Raw genomic sequence first — 18,975 nt, 5'->3', positions numbered from 1 at the left:
GCCGCCCGGTTCTTTTGCGCTTTAAAAACTAGATGCCGGTTTCCATCTTCATCACGAGCCCGTAGCCCACAATAAGCAGGGCCCAAATGACCACCAGGGTCACGGTCAAGCGAACCAGGTTCTTAGAAGCAGAACCTGAAGAGTTCAGAGAGGTGGTCATACCGCCACCGAACATGTCTGAAAGGCCACCACCCTTACCGCGGTTCAACAGCACCAGAAGAACGGTGAGAATGCTGGTGATAGCAATGGCAACCATGAGTGCGATCTTAAGAATCTCCACGAGAGCCTTTCAGGGTAAACAATGATAGAGCGCGTTGCCGGGTCAACAAGTGGGAAAGTGCCCTGGCAACGCGCTCTCTATTTTCTCAGGAAAGCCGGTTGATGTCCAACCTATCCGAAGTATTAGGAATCGAAACGAGCAATGTTAGCGAACTCGGTGGCATCCAGCGATGCGCCGCCCACCAGCACGCCATCGACGTCCTGCTCGCCCAGAATCTCGGGAGCAGAAGCAGCCTTAACAGAACCGCCGTAGAGAATACGAACCTTCTCAGCCACGTCTGCCGAGTAGAGCTTTTCCATCTCGGCGCGGATAGCAGCTGACATCTCCTGGGCATCTGCCGAGGTAGCTACCTTACCGGTACCGATAGCCCAGACCGGCTCGTAGGCAATCACCAGGGTTTCAGCCTGCTCAGCGGAGAGACCCTCGATGGAGCCGCGCAGCTGTTCCAGGGTGAAATCAACGTGGGTTCCGGCTTCGCGAATCTCCAGGCCCTCGCCCACGCAGAGCACAGGGGTCAAATCGTGACGGTAGGCTGCCTGAACCTTGGCAGCGCACACGGAGTCAGACTCACCGTGGATGGTGCGGCGCTCGGAGTGACCAACCAGCACGTACTTGGCACCGAGCTTGTTGAGGAAAGCACCGGAGATGTCGCCGGTGTAGGCACCGGAATCCTTGTCAGAGAGATCCTGGCCGCCGTAGGCGATGTTCAGCTTGTCGCCATCAACCAGGGTCTGTACCGAACGAATGTCGGTGAAGGGAGGAAAGACAACAACCTCGGCCTTGTCATAGTCAAAGTTGGTGTCGTCCAGAGTCCAGGCCAGCTTCTGAAGCAGAGTCACGCCCTCAGCGTGGTCCATGTTCATCTTCCAGTTACCGGCGATAAAGGGCTTGCGAGTCATAGTACCTACCTAAATCTTGGGGTTCTCGGCCAGCAGGGCCGACAGATAAAAACAGAGGTGAGGTGCGGGCAGGTTTCCCCCACCCGCACCCAAGAGTCTGGGGATTAGGCGCCCAGAACCTCGATACCGGGCAGGGTCTTGCCCTCGATGTATTCGAGAGAAGCACCGCCACCGGTGGAGATGTGGCCAAACTGGTCGTCAGAGTAACCCAGCTTGCGAACAGCAGCAGCGGAGTCGCCGCCGCCGATAATCGAGAAAGCGTCGGAGGCAACGATAGCCTCAGCCACAGCCTTAGTACCGTGAGCGGTGTTCTCGAACTCGGCAACACCTACGGGGCCGTTCCAGAAGATGGTCTTGGCGCCCTTGATCTTCTCAGCGAAGAGCTCGCGAGACTTGGGGCCGATGTCCAGGCCGTCTGCCTTCTCGCCCAGCTCGCCGCCCTCGATGTCGTCCATGGGGCGAATCTCGAAGTTGGCGTCGTTGGAGAAGTCGTCACCGCAGACCACGTCAACAGCGGTTACAATCTCGGTGCCCTTGGCGGGTGCTTCTTCCATGTAGCGCTTGACGGTCTCGATCTGATCCTTCTCAAGAATCGAGGAGCCAACCTTCCAGCCGTTAGCCGCAGCGAAGGTGTAGCCCATGCCACCACCAATCAGAATGGTGTCTGCCTTGCCAATCAGGTTCTCGATCACAGCCAGCTTGTCAGAAACCTTAGCACCGCCCATGATTACCACGAAGGGGCGCTCGGGATTGTTGAGGGTCTTCTTGAGAACGTCAACCTCGGTCTTGACCAGATCGCCCAGGTAAGCGGGTAGGCGCTTAGCAACATCGTAAACGGAGGCGTGCTTGCGGTGAACAGCGCCGAAAGCATCGTTCACATAGGCACCGTTCTCACCGGTCAGGGCAACCAGCTCGTCGGCAAATTCGCCGCGCTCAGCGTCGTCCTTAGAAGTCTCGCGCGCATCGTAACGCACGTTCTCAACCACCAGTAGCTCACCGTTCTGCAGGGACTCAGCCTTAGCCTTGGCATCCTCACCCACAACGTCCTCAGCCACGAGAACCTTGAAGTCTGCCAGCTCGCTCAGACGCTTAGCAGCGGGGGCGATGGAGAACTTGGGATCAACCTGGCCCTTGGGGCGGCCCAGGTGAGCGGTGACAATCACGCGTGCACCTGCCTGAGTCAGCTTGGTCAGAACAGGCAGAGAAGCCTTCACACGACCGTCATCGGTGACAGTCTCGCCATCCAGAGGAACGTTCAGGTCAGAACGAACCAGAACATAACGGCCTTCTACGCCTTCTGCGAGAAGCTCATCAAGAGCGCGTGCCATATGGATCAACTCCAATAAAGTATGTATGAAAAATAAAGAGGGTTATGAAAATGCCCCCACCCAAAACGGTGGGCGGGGGCACAAATTTAGTTTAGCTTAGAGAGCTGCTGCAACCTTGTTGGTGAACAGAACCAGGCGAGATACGTAACCGAACTCGTTATCGTACCAAGCAACAACCTTGACCTGGTTGCCAATAACCTTGGTCAGGGGTGCATCGAAGATGGTGGAAACTGCGTCACCCTCAATGTCCTTAGACACGATGGGGTCGGTTGAGTACTTGATCAGACCCTTGAAGGCACCCTCGGAAGCCTTCTTCATAGCCTCGTTGACCTCTTCAACGGTTACTTCGCGCTTAGCCTCGAAGGTGAGGTCGGTCAGTGAACCGGTGGGGGTAGGAACGCGAACTGCGAAACCATCCAGCTTGCCCTTGAGCTCGGGCAGAACCAGGCCAACAGCGGCTGCCGCACCGGTGGAGGTGGGAACCATGTTCAGAGCAGCTGCACGGGCACGGCGCAAATCCTTGTGGGGAGCGTCGAGCAGGCGCTGGTCGGAGGTGTAGGCGTGGATGGTGGTCATCAGGCCCTTTTCGATACCGAAAGCATCGTTGAGAACCTTAGCCATGGGAGCCAGGCAGTTGGTGGTGCAGGATGCGTTGGAGACGATGTTCATGGTCTCTGAATCGTAAGTGTCATCGTTTACACCTACAACGAAGGTGCCGTCGATGTTCTTACCGGGAGCGGAGATGATAACCTTCTTCGCACCTGCATCGCGGTGAGCCTGAGCCTTGGTACCGTCGGTGAAGAAACCGGTGGACTCGATCACGATGTCGATGTCCAGTTCCTTCCAGGGCAGGTTAGCGGGGTCACGCTCAGCGAGAACCTTGATAGCCTTGCCATCAACGGTGATTGACTCATCGTCGAATGAAACCTCTGAATCCAGGGTGCCCATGACGGAGTCGTACTTGAGCAGGTGGGCCAGGGTCTTGTTGTCGGTCAGGTCGTTGATTGCAACAATCTCGAAGCCTTCAGCGTGAGCCTGAGCTGCGCGGAAGAAGGAACGACCAATGCGGCCAAAGCCGTTGATAGCTACGCGTACAGTCACTGTGGATCTAACTCCTCGTTTATATCAGTGAATTTTTACGTTGGACGATCGCGCCAGGAGCACGATGCCCAGAAAAGAACTCCCCCAAAAGTTTGGGAGCAAGCCCTTTACCTGTTGGGCTTTCGTCCGTTCTGTATCTATCTTACGACAGATTGTGTGGATTTGGGTGTGATTTTGTGGTTTTTTTGAGTGAAGTTTTGCATTCAAGGGCAAAACCCTCACACAAGCCCACAGAAATAGAGCAAAACACCCGCGTTCCCAACCAAGGGGACACGGGTGTTTCAGCGATTATGTGGTTTTAAAAGCCTAATTCTTCACCGGCATCGGTACCGGGAATACCCTTCTCTGCTGCTCGTTTATCGGCCATGGCCAGCAAACGGCGAATGCGACCCGCAATGGCGTCTTTAGTCATGGGCGGGTCAGCCAGCCGACCCAGCTCATCCAGCGATGCCTGCTTGTGGGCAACACGTAGCTCGCCGGCGTAGCGCAGGTGCTCGGGCACCTGGTCTCCGAGAATTTCCAGGGCCCGCTCTACTCGAGCCCCGGCGGCAACGGCTGCCTGGGCGGAGCGGCGCAGGTTGGCGTCGTCAAAATTAGCCAGTCGGTTGGCGGTGCCGCGCACCTCTTTACGGGCCCGGCGCTCCCGCCAGTTACCCAGAGTGTCGCTGGCACCCATGCGCTCCAGCAGCATACCGATGGTCTCACCGTCACGCACCACCACGCGGTCAACCCCGCGCACCTCACGAGCCTTAGCGATGACGTCAAGACGGCGGGCAGCCCCCACCAGCGCCAGGGCGGCTTCGGGGCCGGGGCAGGTGAACTCAAGGGCGGACGAGCGCCCGGGTTCGGTCAGGGAGCCGTGGGCGAGGAATGCGCCGCGCATCACGGCCTCGGCATCAGCCAACGAACCGTTGACCACGGCAGGAGGTAGGCCGCGCACCGGGCGACCCCGGCTATCGAGCAGACCGGTCTGGCGGGCCAGGGCCTCACCGCCGTTATCCACGCGCACCACAAAGCGACCACCGCGGCGGAGCCCACCGCCGGCCACCGAAGTGACGGTAGCCTCGTGGCCGTACATCTCAGCAATGTTGTACTGAAGGCGAAGCGCTGTCGATTCAAGATCAACCTCAGCCTCAATCACAATGCGGCCTGATACCAGGTGTAAACCGTTGGTAAACCTCAAAATGGTTGAGACCTCGGCCTTACGAACCGACGACTTGGTCGACTCGTAACGAGCTAACTCTTCTTTAACCGATGCCGTCAGGGCCATACGGTAATTCCTCCAATAATTATTAGCGGGTGCACGACGAGAAACTCCACCGTTCACAGGTGCCCCTGAAGGTTCTAGCTGTGAAGGCGGAAAACTTCTTCGTAGGCCGCGCCGAGCTTCAAAGGATCGTGAACGTTCTTCTCCAGGCCATGTCTGACCTGCGCCCACGTGACACTGCCACCCAAAGAGTGGGCAACTTCTTCTAATTCAGCGGGCGATCCCATGCCATCGCTGTCAGCAATAACAGCATTAAGCCTAAATTCTGGAACGTATTTCTGCAAAATCCTCAGGTGCTCGGCGGCGCTCAGCCCCGCGGTTTCTTTCCCAGACAGCTCAAGGTTCATCACCACAATGATCTTAGCCTTGGTCTGCAGAAGGGCATTTCGAATACCGGGAAGTAGCAGGTGCGGCAGTACGGAGGTGTACCAAGAGCCGGGGCCAAGAATCACCCAGTCAGCGTCCAAAATAGACTGCACGGCCTGGGGCGTTGCCTCAGCCTGATCGGGGGTAATCCGCACGTTTTCAATATTTTTCGCCCTGGCCAGGTTCGCCTGACCCACGATTTTTCTCAGCTGAACTTCGCCGGTTTCACTGACCGTACGAGCCTCCCCCTCGATCACCAGAGGGGTGCAGGACATAGGCAGAACCCGGCCTCGCGCGTTGAGTAGGGCGCCCACCCAGTCCAGCCCGGCTACCGTATCGCCCAGCAGCTGCCAGAGAGTAACAATCAGTAAATTACCCAGCGCGTGCTCGTCGAGCTGCTGTGAAGATTCGGAGGTTTCAGAGTTAAAGCGGTGTTGGAGAACATCACGCCAGGTTCTGCCCCAGTCGGTATCGTCGCAGAGGGCAGACAGGGCCATGCGCAAGTCCCCCGGTGGCACCACGTTAAAATCCTGCCGCAGTCGACCCGACGAACCGCCGTCATCGGCAACAGTCACCACGGCGGTCAAATCCGTGGTCACGTGCCGCAGGGCAGAGAGCGAACCGTAAAGACCGTGGCCCCCGCCGAGGGCAACCACCTTGGGCTGGGTAGCACGCAGAGGCGCAGGGGCAACCCCGCGCAGATTTTCGGGCAGTTTAATGGGTGCTGCGGGAGAATGAGCGGTCACGGTTTACTCACGCCCCATATCTCTGTGCTGAACGTTAATGTGAATACCGCCTGCTTGAGCCAGTCGACGGGCAATTTCTTCGGTGACAGCTACCGACCTGTGCTTGCCTCCTGTGCAGCCGATGGCCAGGGTGGCGTAGTGCTTGCCCTCCACCATGTAGCCTTCAAGCACCGGCTTGAGCGCCTTGAGGTAGTTGTCAATAAACTCCAGAGTGCCCGGGTTCTCAAAAACATAGTCGCGCACCCTTTTGTCCTGGCCGGTCAGCGGGCGCAACTCGGGAATCCAGTGAGGGTTGGGAATAAACCGCATATCCGCCATAAAGTTGGCATCGGTGGGAGCACCGTACTTAAAGCCGAAGCTCATAACCGTGAGGTTGAGAAGTTTAGGCCCGGTCTGAGAGTACATCTCGTGCATGGTCTTCTTCAGCTGGTGCACGTTGAGACCGGTGGTGTCAATAACCGTATCAGCGGCGTCCTTGAGCTCGGCGAAGAGCTTACGCTCCCGCTCGATACCGTCTACCACTCGCCCACTGCCCTGTAGTGGGTGGGGACGGCGCTGGGCCTCGTAGCGGGCAATGATGTCTTGATCTTTTGCATCCAGGAAGAGCATGGAAAACTCAACGTCAGACTTGCGCAGCACATCAATGGCGGCGGGAAGGTCACTGAAGAGGGCGCTGCCACGCACGTCAATGCCTACCGCCAGCTTGGGCATAGCCTCCGGTGCCCGGGTGACCCAATCGGCCAGAGCCTGTAGCATCTGCGGCGGAATATTATCGACCACGTACCAGCCCTCATCTTCGAGAGCGTTAGCTGCGGTGGACCGTCCAGCCCCAGAAATTCCGGTAATCACCAGAATCTCCGGGCGGCTCTGCTTCAAGGGCTCCATCTGCGAAATGCTTGAATCGGTAGACGCTACCTTTGAAAAATCAGTCACAATCTTTCCTTTACTCCCCTAGTAGTTCCCCACTAGCTTAGACCGACCGACTCCTCAGACGCTAGGGAGTCTTCACCAGCTGTGGGGTCTTTCTGCACAGCAAAGTGCTCCACAATTTTAGCCGCCATAGCCGGCCCGACACCCGGAACCTCCTGCAGTTCTTCTTCGCTGGCCGAGGCGAGCACCTTGAGCGACCCAAAATGCTTAATCAGGGCTTCTCGTTTGGCCGGGCCCAACCCCGCAACCCCGTCGAGGGCAGACTTGACCATTGCCTTACCGCGCTTGGTGCGGTGGAAGGTAATGGCAAAGCGGTGGGCCTCATCGCGCACCCGCTGCACTAGAAAGAGGGCCTGCGAAGAACGCGGTAGAATCACCGGAAAATCGTCGCTGGGCAGCCACAGTTCCTCCAGGCGCTTGGCAATGCCCGCCACAAAAATATCCGAAATACCCAGGTCATCGAGAGCCCGCTGGGCGGCAGCAACCTGGGGCGGGCCGCCGTCCACCAACACCAGGTTCGGCGGGTAGGCGAACTTCGCGGTCTCTTTCTCGGCCGCCTCCTCAGCCGAAATCTCTCCGCTGGTCAGCGGATTCTGCCGGCGCTGCTTCTGGTCGGCCAGGTAGCGGGAGAAGCGGCGGTGAATGACGTCGTACATGCTGGCGGTATCGTCGCGGGCGGCGTCACCGGTAATGGAGAACTTACGATAGTCACTCTTCTTAGGCAGGCCGTCTTCAAAGACCACCATCGAGGCCACCACGTTGGTGCCCTGCACGTGCGAGATGTCGTAGCACTCGATCCGCAGGAGTGGGTCGGCTATTTCCAGGGCGTCCTGTAGTTCCACCAGGGACGTCGACCGGGTAGTGATATCGCCGGCGCGGCGGGACTTGTGGAGGGTCAGCGACTGCTGGGCATTCTCTGCAACGGTCTGCAAGAGCGCGTGCTTATCTCCGCGCTGGGAGACCATAATGTGAGTTTTTGCCCCGCGGATGGAACTGAGCCACTCCTCCAGCTTCTCCCGGTTATCGGGCAGGGTCGGCACCACAATCTGGCGGGGAATATCGTGCTGGGTCTGTTCCAGTTCAGCTAAATCTCCGGTGGAATTGACCGCAATTTCACCGTAGACCTGCATAATCAGCTGCTCCACCAGGGCAGCATCAGAGGTTTCCTCGACCTTCTCCACAATCCAGCCCCGCTGGCCCCGGATTCTGCCACCGCGTACGTAGAAAACCTGCACCGCGGTTTCCAGCTCATCCGAAGCAAAGGCGAACAAATCGGCGTCCACAGAATCAGCCAGAACCACAGCGTTACGCTCAAAGGCTTTCTGGAGCGCCTCGATGTCGTCGCGTAAAACCGCCGCCTTTTCAAAGTCGAAGTCGGCGGCCGCCTGCTTCATCTGCTGGGTAAGATTCGCGATGAATTTCTCGGCACCGCCGCCCATAAACCGGCAGAGATCCTCGGCGAGCTTGAGGTGGTCTTGCTGAGAGATATTACCCACGCAGGGCGCTGAACACTTATCGATATAGCCCAGCAGACAGGGGCGCCCGCTACGCTCAGCCCGGTTGAACACCCCGGCTGAGCAGGTGCGCACGGGAAAGACCCGCAAGAGAGCGTCCAGGGTTTCGCGAATAGCCCAGGCCTGGGAGAAGGGGCCGAAGTAGCGAACCCCCTTCTTCTTCTCGCCGCGCATCACCTGGGCCCGCGGAAAACGATCTTTGAGAGTCACCGCCAGGTAGGGGTAGGACTTATCATCCCTAAAGGCGATGTTAAAGCGGGGCTTGTACTCCTTAATCCAGGTGTACTCCAGCTGCAAAGACTCAAGCTCCGAGCCCACCACGGTCCACTCCACCGAGGCGGCGGTGTGCACCATAGCGTAAACCTTAGGTGCCAGCGCGTGAACGTTCTGAAAATAGGAGTTCAGCCGGTTGCGGAGGTTCTTAGCCTTGCCCACATAGACCACGCGCCCGAATTCATCGCGGAAACGATAGACTCCGGGCACGGTTGGAATCTCACCCGGTGCCGGGCGGTAGCTCGCCGGGTCAGCCACTTAGGCGACTCCACCGTCTCGGGCAGCCGAGGGCGAGACATTGTATTCGTCTTTGCGCGGCTGGCCCGACAGCTTAGCAATCTCATTCATAATTCGATCTGTGGTTTGGCGCCTCAGCTTGCCGCTCATCTTTTCGCCAGTTTTCTCAAAGTAGATGGGCTCCCCCACGCGCACGGTAAAGCGCTTGGGGTAGATCATGTTAGAACCCTGTTTCTGGAGCTTGTCGGTGCCAATCAGGCCCACCGGAACCACCGGGGCACCGGTCATGTGGGCCAGCCAGGCAACACCAATCTTGCCCCGGTAAAGGTAGCCATCACGGGAGCGGGTGCCCTCGGGGTAAATACCGAAAACCCGGTCTTCCCGCAGCACGGCCAGGGCCTTATCCAGGGCCTTCATCGACTCCGACCGGTCAGAACGGTTAACGGGAATAATGTCTATCGCCTCAAAAAACCGTTTCATTGCTTTGCCTTTAATGCCGGGTGAATTCACGTACTCAGCCTTAGCGAGAAAGGCCACGCGGCGGGGCATCAGCGCAGAGATAATCACGGAATCCAAGAAGGCAAGGTGGTTAGAGGCAACAATCACCGGGCCCTCAGCGGGGAAAGTTTCCAGCCCGGTAACCCTGGCACGAAAGCCGGTCTTCAGAAGGGCGGTCACGCATCTCTGGATTCCCTTGTAGTACTGCACGCTAGCGAAAGTCCTCTATCTCGGTTTCTGGGTGTGTATGAAAGTAGGGCATGCTACATCTTTGGAGCATCCCCTCAAACATAGAGATTACTCTTATCCGCAGGGTAAAAGCGAATATTGCGCCCGGGTCGTAGACAGCCGCTACCTTTCAGGGAAGCGGCTGGCTACAAAGGTGCCTTAGCCCTTAAATATTTCCCTCAGGAAGGTACCTGTATAGGATTCCTTGACCTCGGCCACCTCTTCGGGAGTACCCTCAGCGACCAGCGTTCCACCGCCGTCACCGCCCTCGGGCCCCATGTCCACAATCCAGTCGGCAGATTTAATGACATCGAGATTGTGCTCGATGGTCAGCACAGTATTGCCCTTATCCACCAGGCCCTGAAGCACCTTGAGCAGCTTGCGAATATCTTCAAAGTGCAGGCCGGTGGTGGGTTCATCGAGCACGTAAATCGAACGGCCGTTGGAGCGTTTCTGTAACTCCGATGCCAGCTTGACTCGCTGCGCCTCACCGCCGGAGAGCGTGGTGGCGGGCTGGCCCAGGCGGATATAGCCCAGACCAACGTCAACCAGGGTGTTGAGGTGGCGGGCAATGGGAGTAAAGGCCGAGAAGAACTCGGCTGCCTCTTCCACCGGCATCTCTAGTACCTCGGCAATGTTCTTGCCCTTGTACTTAACCTCGAGGGTCTCCCGGTTGTAGCGCTGGCCGTGGCAGGTTTCGCAGGGCACATAGACATCGGGCAGGAAGTTCATCTCAATCTTGAGCGTGCCGTCACCCGAGCAGGCTTCGCAGCGGCCACCCTTGACGTTAAAACTGAAGCGGCCGGGCTGGTAGCCGCGCATCTTTGCCTCGTTGGTTTCAGCAAAGAGCCTACGGATATGGTCAAAAACGCCGGTGTAGGTTGCCGGGTTTGAGCGGGGGGTGCGGCCAATGGGCGACTGGTCCACATGGATAATTTTGTCCAGGTGGTCCAGGCCCTCAATGGTCTTGTGGCGGCCGGGCACCTGCTTGGCTCCATTGAGCTTATTGGCCAAAGCGGTGTAGAGAATACTGTTGACCAGCGTGGACTTACCCGAGCCCGAGACTCCGGTGACGGCGGTCAGCACACCCAGGGGGAAGCTCACGCTAATGTTCTTGAGGTTATTCTCGCGGGCACCCACCACCTTAATCATGCGCTTTTTGTCGATAGGACGGCGCTGGGGCGGCACGGTAATCTCGCGGCGGCCGGCCATGTAGTCGCCGGTAATCGATTTCTCGTTCTTAAGCAGCTGCTGGAAGGTGCCCGAGTGCACCACCTGACCACCGTGCTCACCGGCGCCGGGGCCAACATCAACAATCCAGTCTGCCTCTTTCATGGTGTCTTCGTCGTGCTCCACCACAATGAGGGTGTTGCCCATGTCGCGAAGTTTAGTCAGGGTATCAATCAGGCGGCGGTTATCGCGCTGGTGCAGGCCAATGGAGGGCTCATCAAGAACGTAGAGCACGCCCACCAGACCCGAACCAATCTGGGTTGCCAAGCGGATTCGCTGCGCTTCTCCACCCGAGAGGGTTGCGGCGGGGCGAGAGAGGGTGAGGTAGTCCAGCCCCACATCCAGCAAGAACTGCAGGCGAGCGTCAATTTCTTTCAGCACCAGCTCGGCAATCTGAGCTTCCCGCTCGGTCAGCTTGAGCTTTCGCATAAAAGTCAGCGATTCCCGCATGGGCATGTCGGTGACCTCTGCGATGGAGGCACCGCCCACCTTCACGCCCAGAATCGTGGGGTTGAGGCGGGCACCGTTACATTCGGAACAGGCTACGTTACGCATGTACTGCTCATAGCGGTCTTTGGACCAGTCAGATTCGGTCTCCTCGTGCTTGCGCAGAATGTAGGCAAAAACTCCCTCAAAGCCAGAGGTATAGCGGCGCTCCCTGCCAAAGCGGTTGCGGTAGGAGACTGTGACCTTGAAGTCCTTACCGCGCAGAATAGCCTTCTTTGCCTTGGCGGAGAGATCCTTCCAGGGGGTATCTAGGCTAAAGCCCACCTCATCTGCCAGGCCTGCCAACAGGCGCAGCCAGTACTCGGTGGTTGCCTTACCCTGAGACCAGGGGGCAATAGCGCCCTGAGCCAGGGAAAGGTCGGGGTTGGGAATCACAAGGTCTTCATCCACCTGCAGCTTAGAACCGATACCATCGCAGACTGGGCAAGCACCGAAGGGAGAGTTAAAGGAGAAGGCACGGGGCTCAATCTCATCCACCTGCAGGGGGTGGTTATTGGGGCAGGCGAGGTTCTCGCTGAAGGAGCGAGTACGAGCCGGGTCGGCGGCGTCCACGTCTACAAAATCAACCAGCACCCGGCCATCAGCCAGATTAAGGGCGGTCTCAACCGAGTCGGTGAGCCGCTGCTGCACAGACTCCTTAATGGCAATGCGGTCCACCACCACCTCAATGGTGTGCTTGTAGGTCTTAGCCAGCTTGGGCGGATCGCTGAGCTGAACCTGCTCGCCGTCTACCCTGGCTCGGGAGAAGCCCTGGGCCGAAAGATCCTGGAAGAGATCAGCAAACTCCCCCTTGCGTTCAGAGACCACCGGGGCCAGCACCTGCAGGCGGGTTTTCTCGGGCAGCTCCATCAGCTGATCAACAATTTGCTGGGGAGTCTGCTTAGAAATTTCCTCGCCACAGATAGGACAGTGCGGGTGCCCCACGCGCGCCCACAGCAGGCGCATGTAGTCATAAATCTCGGTAATGGTGCCCACCGTGGAGCGAGGGTTCTTAGAGGTTGACTTCTGGTCGATTGAAACCGCCGGTGAAAGACCCTCAATAAAATCGACGTCCGGCTTATCAACCTGGCCCAAAAACATGCGGGCATAGGAGGAAAGGGACTCCACATAGCGGCGCTGGCCCTCAGCAAAGATTGTGTCAAAGGCCAGCGAAGACTTACCCGAGCCCGAAAGACCGGTAAAGACCACCATCGAATCGCGGGGGATTTCAAGGTCAACGTTCTTCAGGTTGTTCTCGCGCGCTCCCTGCACCCGAATGTGGGTTAGATCTTGGGCAACGGTGGAAACCGAACTCTTGGGCATACACTTCCTCACGTCTATATGTTTCGAAAATATATTCTATGCCCCCGAGCGCCGTGTTTGAACCGTTTCCGCCCTCCCTCTCAGCTTAATCTCCGCCCGAGTTGAACGCTCACAGTAAAAATCGGTCAGTAACCTTGTTTTTGATTGAGTTCTTTGCCGCCGCGGTTCTAAACTGTGAATCATGACAACTCCTTCAGGCAACCTGATTCTCGATGATGAGTACATGACCGTGCGCTCCATTTCCGTCTCTGACATGGACAACAACGTCTACCTTCTCACCTCCAAAACCACCGGCCAGCAGGTGCTCATCGACGCCGCCGACAACGCCCCTGCAATCCGCGAGTTCATCTCGACCTCAGCCGACGAAGATTTCACCGGGGACGGCGCCGCGGCGGGTCTGAGCGCTATTTTCACCACCCACGGTCATTGGGACCACATCAGGGCGCTCAAGGAGATCGCCGAAGAATTCGACGTGGCGACCTTTGCCGGCGACGATGACCTTCAGGCTATCGAAGAGCAGGAGAACTTCACGGTAGACACCGGAGTCAACGGCACCGAAATTTTCCACTTTGAAGATTTTTCACTGGAAACCATCTCTCTGGTGGGCCACACCCCCGGCTCCATCGCCCTGGTCTTGCGAGACATTGACGAAATGCACCCCACCCTGATTTTCACCGGTGATTCCCTCTTTCCCGGCGGAGTGGGTAAGACCAACTCCCCCGAGGACTTTGAATCCCTCTTTGAAGACGTCAAGACCAAGATCTTTGATGAGTTTGACGACGACACCGTGGTGCTCCCGGGCCACGGCAACTGCACCACCCTCGGCGCAGACCGCGGCAATCTTTCCGAGTGGAAGAAACGGGGCTGGTAGCCTCTGAAGAGGCACTTTATAAAGTAAGGATGAGGTTCTTTCTCACGCCTTACCGCTGTATCACCCCTGGGGCTGAGCTCAAGTTCGTCCCCAGGGGTGATTTGTTTTAAAAGGGGTCTCACTAGGCTGGAACTAACGGGTTGTTCAGACTCGTTCGCACCTTGTGGAGACGCTGACCCGGAAGAACCACCCGGGTCAGCAATCTACCGTTACCAGGAAAAATAACGTGAAAAATCTATATACTTCGACTCCCAGCCTTAAAGTTCTCATCGCCAGCGGCACCTTAGCCACCGCGCTGGTTCTCTCAGCCTGTACTTCGCTCCAGCAAGCGACCCCCGATACTTCAGCTTCGACCGTAGCAACTGCTGCTGACCGCACGCACGGGGCCAAGTGGCAGAAGAAAGAATTTTCCTCTTTCTACGGCCAGAAAATTGACTGGGGTAAGTGCACTGCTCAGGATGCGGGGTTAGGCGCTGAGGACGAAGAAGCTCTCAAGCAGGCAGGCGTGGATTTCGCCAACTTTGAATGTGCCACCGTTAAGGCTCCGCTGAACTGGGCTAACCCCGACGATGACCGTTCTATTGAGCTGGCCATCTCTCGAACCAAGCCCGCCGGTGATTCCCAAGACTCCGTGCCCCTCTTTACCAACCCCGGCGGCCCGGGCATAGCCGGTATTCAGCACACCATGCTGATGGGAAGCGACCCGTCTTTCGAGAAAGTGCTCAGCAACCATGAGCTGTGGGGCTTTGACCCCCGAGGCATTGGCAACTCCACCCCGGTACACTGCGATTCATCCTCAACCGTTGCGGCTGTTCAGCTCGCCGAATGCGCCAGCAGCCAGCCGATTGCCCAGTTTATGGGTACCTCCCAGGTAGCCCGCGATATGGAACTACTGCGGGTTCTTGCCGGTGATAAACAGCTGGACTACGTCGGCTATTCCTACGGCACCATGCTGGGCGCCACCTACGCCACGCTCTTTCCCGACCATGCCGGCCGTATGGTGCTTGACTCAGCTGAAAACGCAGGCTGGGGAATGCTGACCCACAATTTTGACCAGGCTGTTGCAATTTCCAAGGCCGTAGGAGACCTGGCCAATCGATGTGGCGAACTGACCACCTCTGACGGCTCGGCCGTTGAGTGCCCCTTCACCTCCGAAAAGGAGATGCTGAAGCTTAAAAAGAGACTGACCGAAAAGCCGCTGAAAGCACCCAACGGCAAGAGCATCGACGGTGAAGGGCTCCGTTCATACCTGACCAGCGCCCTCTACGTTCCCCAGCAGATGCAGGGAGACCAGCTTGATCTGCTCGGCCGCGCGCTCAAGGGTGATGAGGAAGCTCTCAACGAGCTAGCGGTGGTCGTTGAAGAGGGAAACGTAGAAATTGATGCGGCGGGTCAGCTGACCGTCTGCCCCTCAACGCCCAAGACCCCTGACCTTGAGGGCCTCATCAAACACATGAAAGAGGTGGATGTACCCGAGTTTGTGGGTGGCCCCGAAATTACCGATGAGGTTCTTGCCGAGTACACCGAGTTTGACTGCGCGGTTCTTCCCAGCACCGGCACAGATATCCTCGACAGTTTCAACGCCGAGGGTGTGAAAACTCCCCTGATGGTCATTGGTATTACCGGCGACCACGCCACCCCCTTCCAGCACGCCCAGGAGCTGGCCAAGCAGCTTGGCCAGGCTCGACTGGTCACACTGGAAGGTAGCGGCCACGGCGCCTCCTTCTCGGGCAGGTCTACCTGCATCGATCAGGTAGCAACCGACTACCTGGTCAACGGCACCCTTCCTGAAGAGGGCAAGGTCTGCCAGGCCGGCTAGGAAAGGCCCACCATGGTGCCCTTCTCATCGAAGCCAATTCGTTCTGCTGCCGGGGACTTCGCCAGGCCGGGCATGGTGCGCATGGTACCGCAAATTGCGTACACATAGCCTGCCCCGGCAGCCAGACGCACCTCGCGCACGGGTAAGGCCCAGTCGGTAGGTGCGCCCTTCAAAGACGCATCGGATGAAATGGAGAGGTGGGTCTTAGCAATCACCACCGGCAGGTTACCGTAGCCCAGCTGCTCAAACTGAGCCAGCTGTTTCTTGGCGGCAGGTGCCACCTCAATGCCGTCAGCACCGTAGACCTTGGTGGCCACCTTCTCAAGTTTGGTCTCAAGAGAGTCTGAGTCTTCGTAGGTATACACCAGTTCCGAATGATCGTCACAGGCTGCCGCCACCGCATCTGCCAGGTCGGTGGCACCAGCCCCGCCTTCGGCAACCCCGCGGTGGATTGCCACGCGGGCACCGGCTGCCTCTGCAATTTCGCGAATCTTCTGATGCTCTGACTCAAAGTCAGTGGGGAAAGCGTTAATAGCCACCACCGGTTGCACACCAAAGTTCCGCACAATCTCAATGTGCTTGAGCAGGTTAGCGGCACCGGCTTCAACGTCAGCCGGGGATTCTTTGAGCATGTCTTCCGGCAGGGGCTTGCCGGGCACGATCTTGAAAAGACCCGAGTGGGACTTCAGCGAACGCACCGTCACCACCAGCACGGCGGCGTCCGGCCTCAGACCCGACACCCGGCACTTGACGTTGAAGAAACGCTCGGCGCCCATATCAGCGCCAAAGCCCGCTTCGGTAATCACGTAGTCGGCGTGCTCAAGCCCCACGTAGTCGGCAACGATAGACGAGTTGCCGGTGGCGATATTGCCGAAGGGACCAGCGTGAATCAGGGCGGGAGTGTGCTCAAGGGTTTGGAGCAGGTTGGGGTTCACCGCATCGGCCAGAATAACCGCCAGGGAGCCGTCTGCTTTAAGGTCTTTTGCGGTCACGGCATCGCCGTCATGATTGTAGCCAATCACAATCCGGCCCAGCCGCTCGCGCAGGTCATCGAAGCTGGTGGCCAGCGAGAGAATCACCATGATTTCCGAGGCCGAGGTGATGTCAAAGCCGGTTTGGCGCGGCACGCCGTCCATCCGTTCGCCCAGACCAATGACGACGTTGCGCAGCGCGCGGTCGTTGACGTCAAGTACCCGGCGCCAGGAGATACTGCGGGTATCGATATTGAGCTCGTTGCCGTGGTGCAGGTGGTTATCAATCATCGCCGCCAGCAGGTTGTGGGCTGCGGTGACGGCGTGAAAGTCGCCGGTGAGGTGCAGGTTGAGCTTCTGCATGGGAATAATCTGTGAGTAGCCACCGCCTGCTGCACCACCCTTAATACCAAAGGTGGGGCCCATCGATGGCTGGCGCAGGGTCAGCATGGCCTTGCGCCCGGTTTTGCCCATACCCTGAGCCAAAGAAACAGCTGTTGCGGTTTTTCCCTCGCCCAGCGGTGTGGGGGTCACGGCGGTGACCACAATATATTTGCTGCCCTTTTTGAGGGCATTTTCGGCGGTGGTGGTTTCATCGAGTAGAACCTTGGCAACGTTTTTGCCGTAGGGTTCCAGGCGAGCTTCGCTAATGCCGGCTTCAGCCGCGATGTCGCTAATCGGCTGGATCTCAGCAGCCTGGGCGATTTCGAGGTCTGAGGGAAAGGGAGTGCTCATGGCTATCATCCTTGATAGATCGGTTATCATCCACGCACAAGTATATACTTTTGAGAGAGGTAGGTCACTCGATGAGCCGCCTTTCCCTGCCCCTAAGCTCGAGCGAAAATCTGCTCTGGCCTACCCTCAGCAACAATCTGCCCACCGCTGAGTAGAACAGCCCGATCCGCCAGCGAAGCAATACGGGCATCGTGGCTGATAATCACCACAGCCCGACCTTTCCTTACCGCTTCTAGAGATTGCCGGGCATCGGCAAGTTCGAGCTGGGTGGTGGATTCATCCAGAATTACCACGTGGGGATCTGCCAGCACAATGCGGGCCAGGGCGAGCTGCTGAACCTGGTCTCTTGAAAGCTGACAGTGGCCTCCGCCCAGGCGGGTCTGAACGCCCTCGGGCAGGGAATCTACCCAGTCGGCTCCAACGGCTCTGAGTGCCGCAAGCATCTGCGTCTTACTTGCATCGGGGGCCACCAGGGTAAGGTTATCTGCCAGGGTTCCAAGAAATAGATGGGCTTCCTGGGTGCAGATGAGCAGGTGGGGCCGCTGTTGAATTCCGCGCTGGGTGGGGTAGAGCCCGTTGCCCACCGGCTCTCCCATGACCTCCACGGTACCCGAGCTGGCAGAGAGGGAACCCGCCATCAGGCGGGCCAGGGTGGTCTTACCCGAGCCAGACCTACCCACCAGCGCCACCATCTCCCCCTGCTTCAGGCTAAAATCAATGCCTTCCAGCACAGGCTTGGCAGGATCATAGCCAAAGGTCAGCTCCCGCACCCGAACCGCAGCGCCGTCAAACTCAGCGGTTTGAGCCGCCCCGGCGGCGTCCTTCTGCACCTCCACCACAGAACCGGCAGAGTGCTCCGCCCGCTGGGTAGCCCGCCGCAGCCTGTGTGTGCGCGCTAGATCGATGACGCCGCTGACCCGGCCCATGGTCACGGTCATCTCACGCAGGCGGTCGAGCCAGTAGCTGAAAATATCGGCGTTGGTGCGCATGGTAAACACCAGAATCGAAGCGGTAGAGACCTGACCCCAACTCGCCCAGCCGTTCCTCACGCAGATTGCGCCCCAGGCCACCGACAAGAAGAGCGGAGAATAGGCAGCGATACTGTCCAGGGCCCAAAGGCGGGCGCGCAGTTTCACCAGGCCGTCGGCGACTTCGTAGTAGTCCCAAATATTTCTCTCAAGCACCCGAGCCCGGGCGTCCACCACGCCCAGTTCAGAAGCGGTGGCCGCACCGTGAACGTTTTCCGTCACCGTAGTGGTCATGGTGGAAATGCGTTCGGTACGCAGGACAATTCGGCGGGCAATACGGGGTAGAAAAACGGCGATTACGCAGGTTTCAAGCACCAGGAAGGGCAGGGTCATTGCTCCCAGCGCGGGCGAGAGCACAAAGATAGAAACCACGATGGTGAAGATGCTAATCAGCACGTGGATAATCTCGGGCAGGCCCATCGTGATAATCTGGCGCACCGAGTCAAGGTCATCCGTTACGCGGGAGACCAAATCACCGGCCCCGGCGTCCTCCACCGTCTGGGCGTCAAGATCGAGGGCTGAACCCACCAGGTCTATGCCCAGCTCCTTGTTCATCTGTGTACCCAGGTTCTGGGCCTGAAAAATCCAGGTGCGGGTGATAAGGGCATTAGCCAACGTGGCGGCCGCGATAAAGGCGAGTTCCCGCCAGGGAAAGCCCGCGAGTTCCGCAGCGATTGCGCGGTCAACAATCAGACCAATCTGCCAGGGAGTCACCAGAGCCACCAGTGAAGAGGCAATAAAGAGACACAGAATATAGGTAAATCGTGCGGGATGGTTAAAAACCGTTCGAGCAATGAGTTTCCAGGTGGTTTTTCCGCTGGCGATGGGTAGCAACTCTGCCACGG

The 18,975-nt window shown here is 58.1% G+C and carries 14 protein-coding genes; 2 read left to right on the top strand and 12 right to left on the bottom strand.

Annotated elements, in window-relative coordinates; all coding sequences use genetic code 11:
- Window positions 1-28 precede the first annotated feature (28 nt).
- From secG to uvrA, 10 genes are all read right to left on the bottom strand, one after another.
- Window positions 29-280: a preprotein translocase subunit SecG gene (secG, locus tag IEV00_RS01060; protein ID WP_188358491.1), complete on the bottom strand. Its 252-nt coding sequence runs from the start codon at window positions 278-280 to the stop codon at window positions 29-31.
- Window positions 281-402: 122 nt separating this feature from the next.
- Entirely contained in the window at window positions 403-1,179 is a 777-nt protein-coding gene (tpiA, locus tag IEV00_RS01055) for a triose-phosphate isomerase (RefSeq protein WP_188358490.1), read from the bottom strand.
- 104 nt (window positions 1,180-1,283) lie between these two features.
- Window positions 1,284-2,507 (bottom strand): phosphoglycerate kinase, encoded by a 1,224-nt coding sequence (locus IEV00_RS01050; protein WP_188358489.1) that lies wholly within the window; start codon window positions 2,505-2,507, stop codon window positions 1,284-1,286.
- A 96-nt stretch (window positions 2,508-2,603) separates the two neighbouring features.
- Window positions 2,604-3,608: a type I glyceraldehyde-3-phosphate dehydrogenase gene (gene gap, locus IEV00_RS01045; protein ID WP_188358488.1), complete on the bottom strand. Its 1,005-nt coding sequence runs from the start codon at window positions 3,606-3,608 to the stop codon at window positions 2,604-2,606.
- 298 nt (window positions 3,609-3,906) lie between these two features.
- Window positions 3,907-4,878, bottom strand: a complete 972-nt coding sequence (gene whiA, locus IEV00_RS01040) for a DNA-binding protein WhiA (protein ID WP_188358487.1) — start codon at window positions 4,876-4,878, stop codon at window positions 3,907-3,909.
- Window positions 4,879-4,952: 74 nt separating this feature from the next.
- The gene (locus IEV00_RS01035; protein WP_188358486.1) at window positions 4,953-5,987 is read right to left on the bottom strand and encodes a gluconeogenesis factor YvcK family protein; all 1,035 of its coding nucleotides are present in this window, start codon (window positions 5,985-5,987) and stop codon (window positions 4,953-4,955) included.
- A gap of 3 nt (window positions 5,988-5,990) precedes the next feature.
- Entirely contained in the window at window positions 5,991-6,872 is an 882-nt protein-coding gene (rapZ, locus tag IEV00_RS01030; protein WP_188359401.1) for an RNase adapter RapZ, read from the bottom strand.
- A gap of 80 nt (window positions 6,873-6,952) precedes the next feature.
- Complete coding sequence (gene uvrC / locus IEV00_RS01025) at window positions 6,953-8,962, bottom strand: excinuclease ABC subunit UvrC (protein WP_188358485.1); 2,010 nt, start codon at window positions 8,960-8,962, stop codon at window positions 6,953-6,955.
- Window positions 8,963-9,619, bottom strand: a complete 657-nt coding sequence (locus tag IEV00_RS01020; RefSeq protein ID WP_229723001.1) for a lysophospholipid acyltransferase family protein — start codon at window positions 9,617-9,619, stop codon at window positions 8,963-8,965.
- Between the two features lie 207 nt (window positions 9,620-9,826).
- Window positions 9,827-12,706 (bottom strand): excinuclease ABC subunit UvrA, encoded by a 2,880-nt coding sequence (gene uvrA / locus IEV00_RS01015; RefSeq protein ID WP_188358483.1) that lies wholly within the window; start codon window positions 12,704-12,706, stop codon window positions 9,827-9,829.
- Between the two features lie 178 nt (window positions 12,707-12,884).
- Here uvrA and IEV00_RS01010 point away from each other — a divergent pair, with 178 nt between their 5' ends.
- The gene (locus tag IEV00_RS01010) at window positions 12,885-13,577 is read left to right on the top strand and encodes an MBL fold metallo-hydrolase (protein ID WP_445009366.1); all 693 of its coding nucleotides are present in this window, start codon (window positions 12,885-12,887) and stop codon (window positions 13,575-13,577) included.
- A 226-nt stretch (window positions 13,578-13,803) separates the two neighbouring features.
- The gene (locus tag IEV00_RS01005) at window positions 13,804-15,396 is read left to right on the top strand and encodes an alpha/beta hydrolase (protein ID WP_188358482.1); all 1,593 of its coding nucleotides are present in this window, start codon (window positions 13,804-13,806) and stop codon (window positions 15,394-15,396) included.
- On the opposite strand, the gene IEV00_RS01000 is transcribed toward IEV00_RS01005, so the two are convergent.
- Both IEV00_RS01000 and IEV00_RS00995 read right to left on the bottom strand, forming a co-directional pair.
- Complete coding sequence (locus IEV00_RS01000) at window positions 15,393-17,102, bottom strand: formate--tetrahydrofolate ligase (RefSeq protein ID WP_188358481.1); 1,710 nt, start codon at window positions 17,100-17,102, stop codon at window positions 15,393-15,395. The genes IEV00_RS01005 and IEV00_RS01000 overlap by 4 nt on opposite strands.
- A 92-nt stretch (window positions 17,103-17,194) precedes the next feature.
- Entirely contained in the window at window positions 17,195-18,973 is a 1,779-nt protein-coding gene (locus IEV00_RS00995) for an ABC transporter ATP-binding protein (RefSeq protein WP_188358480.1), read from the bottom strand.
- Between the last annotated feature and the right edge of the window lie 2 nt (window positions 18,974-18,975).

The sequence above is a fragment of the Rothia aerolata genome, from assembly GCF_014635585.1.
Classification (GTDB): Bacteria; Actinomycetota; Actinomycetes; order Actinomycetales; family Micrococcaceae; genus Rothia; species Rothia aerolata.
Note: the sequence above shows the minus strand (reverse complement) of the source record. Positions and strands in the feature narration are given on the sequence as shown.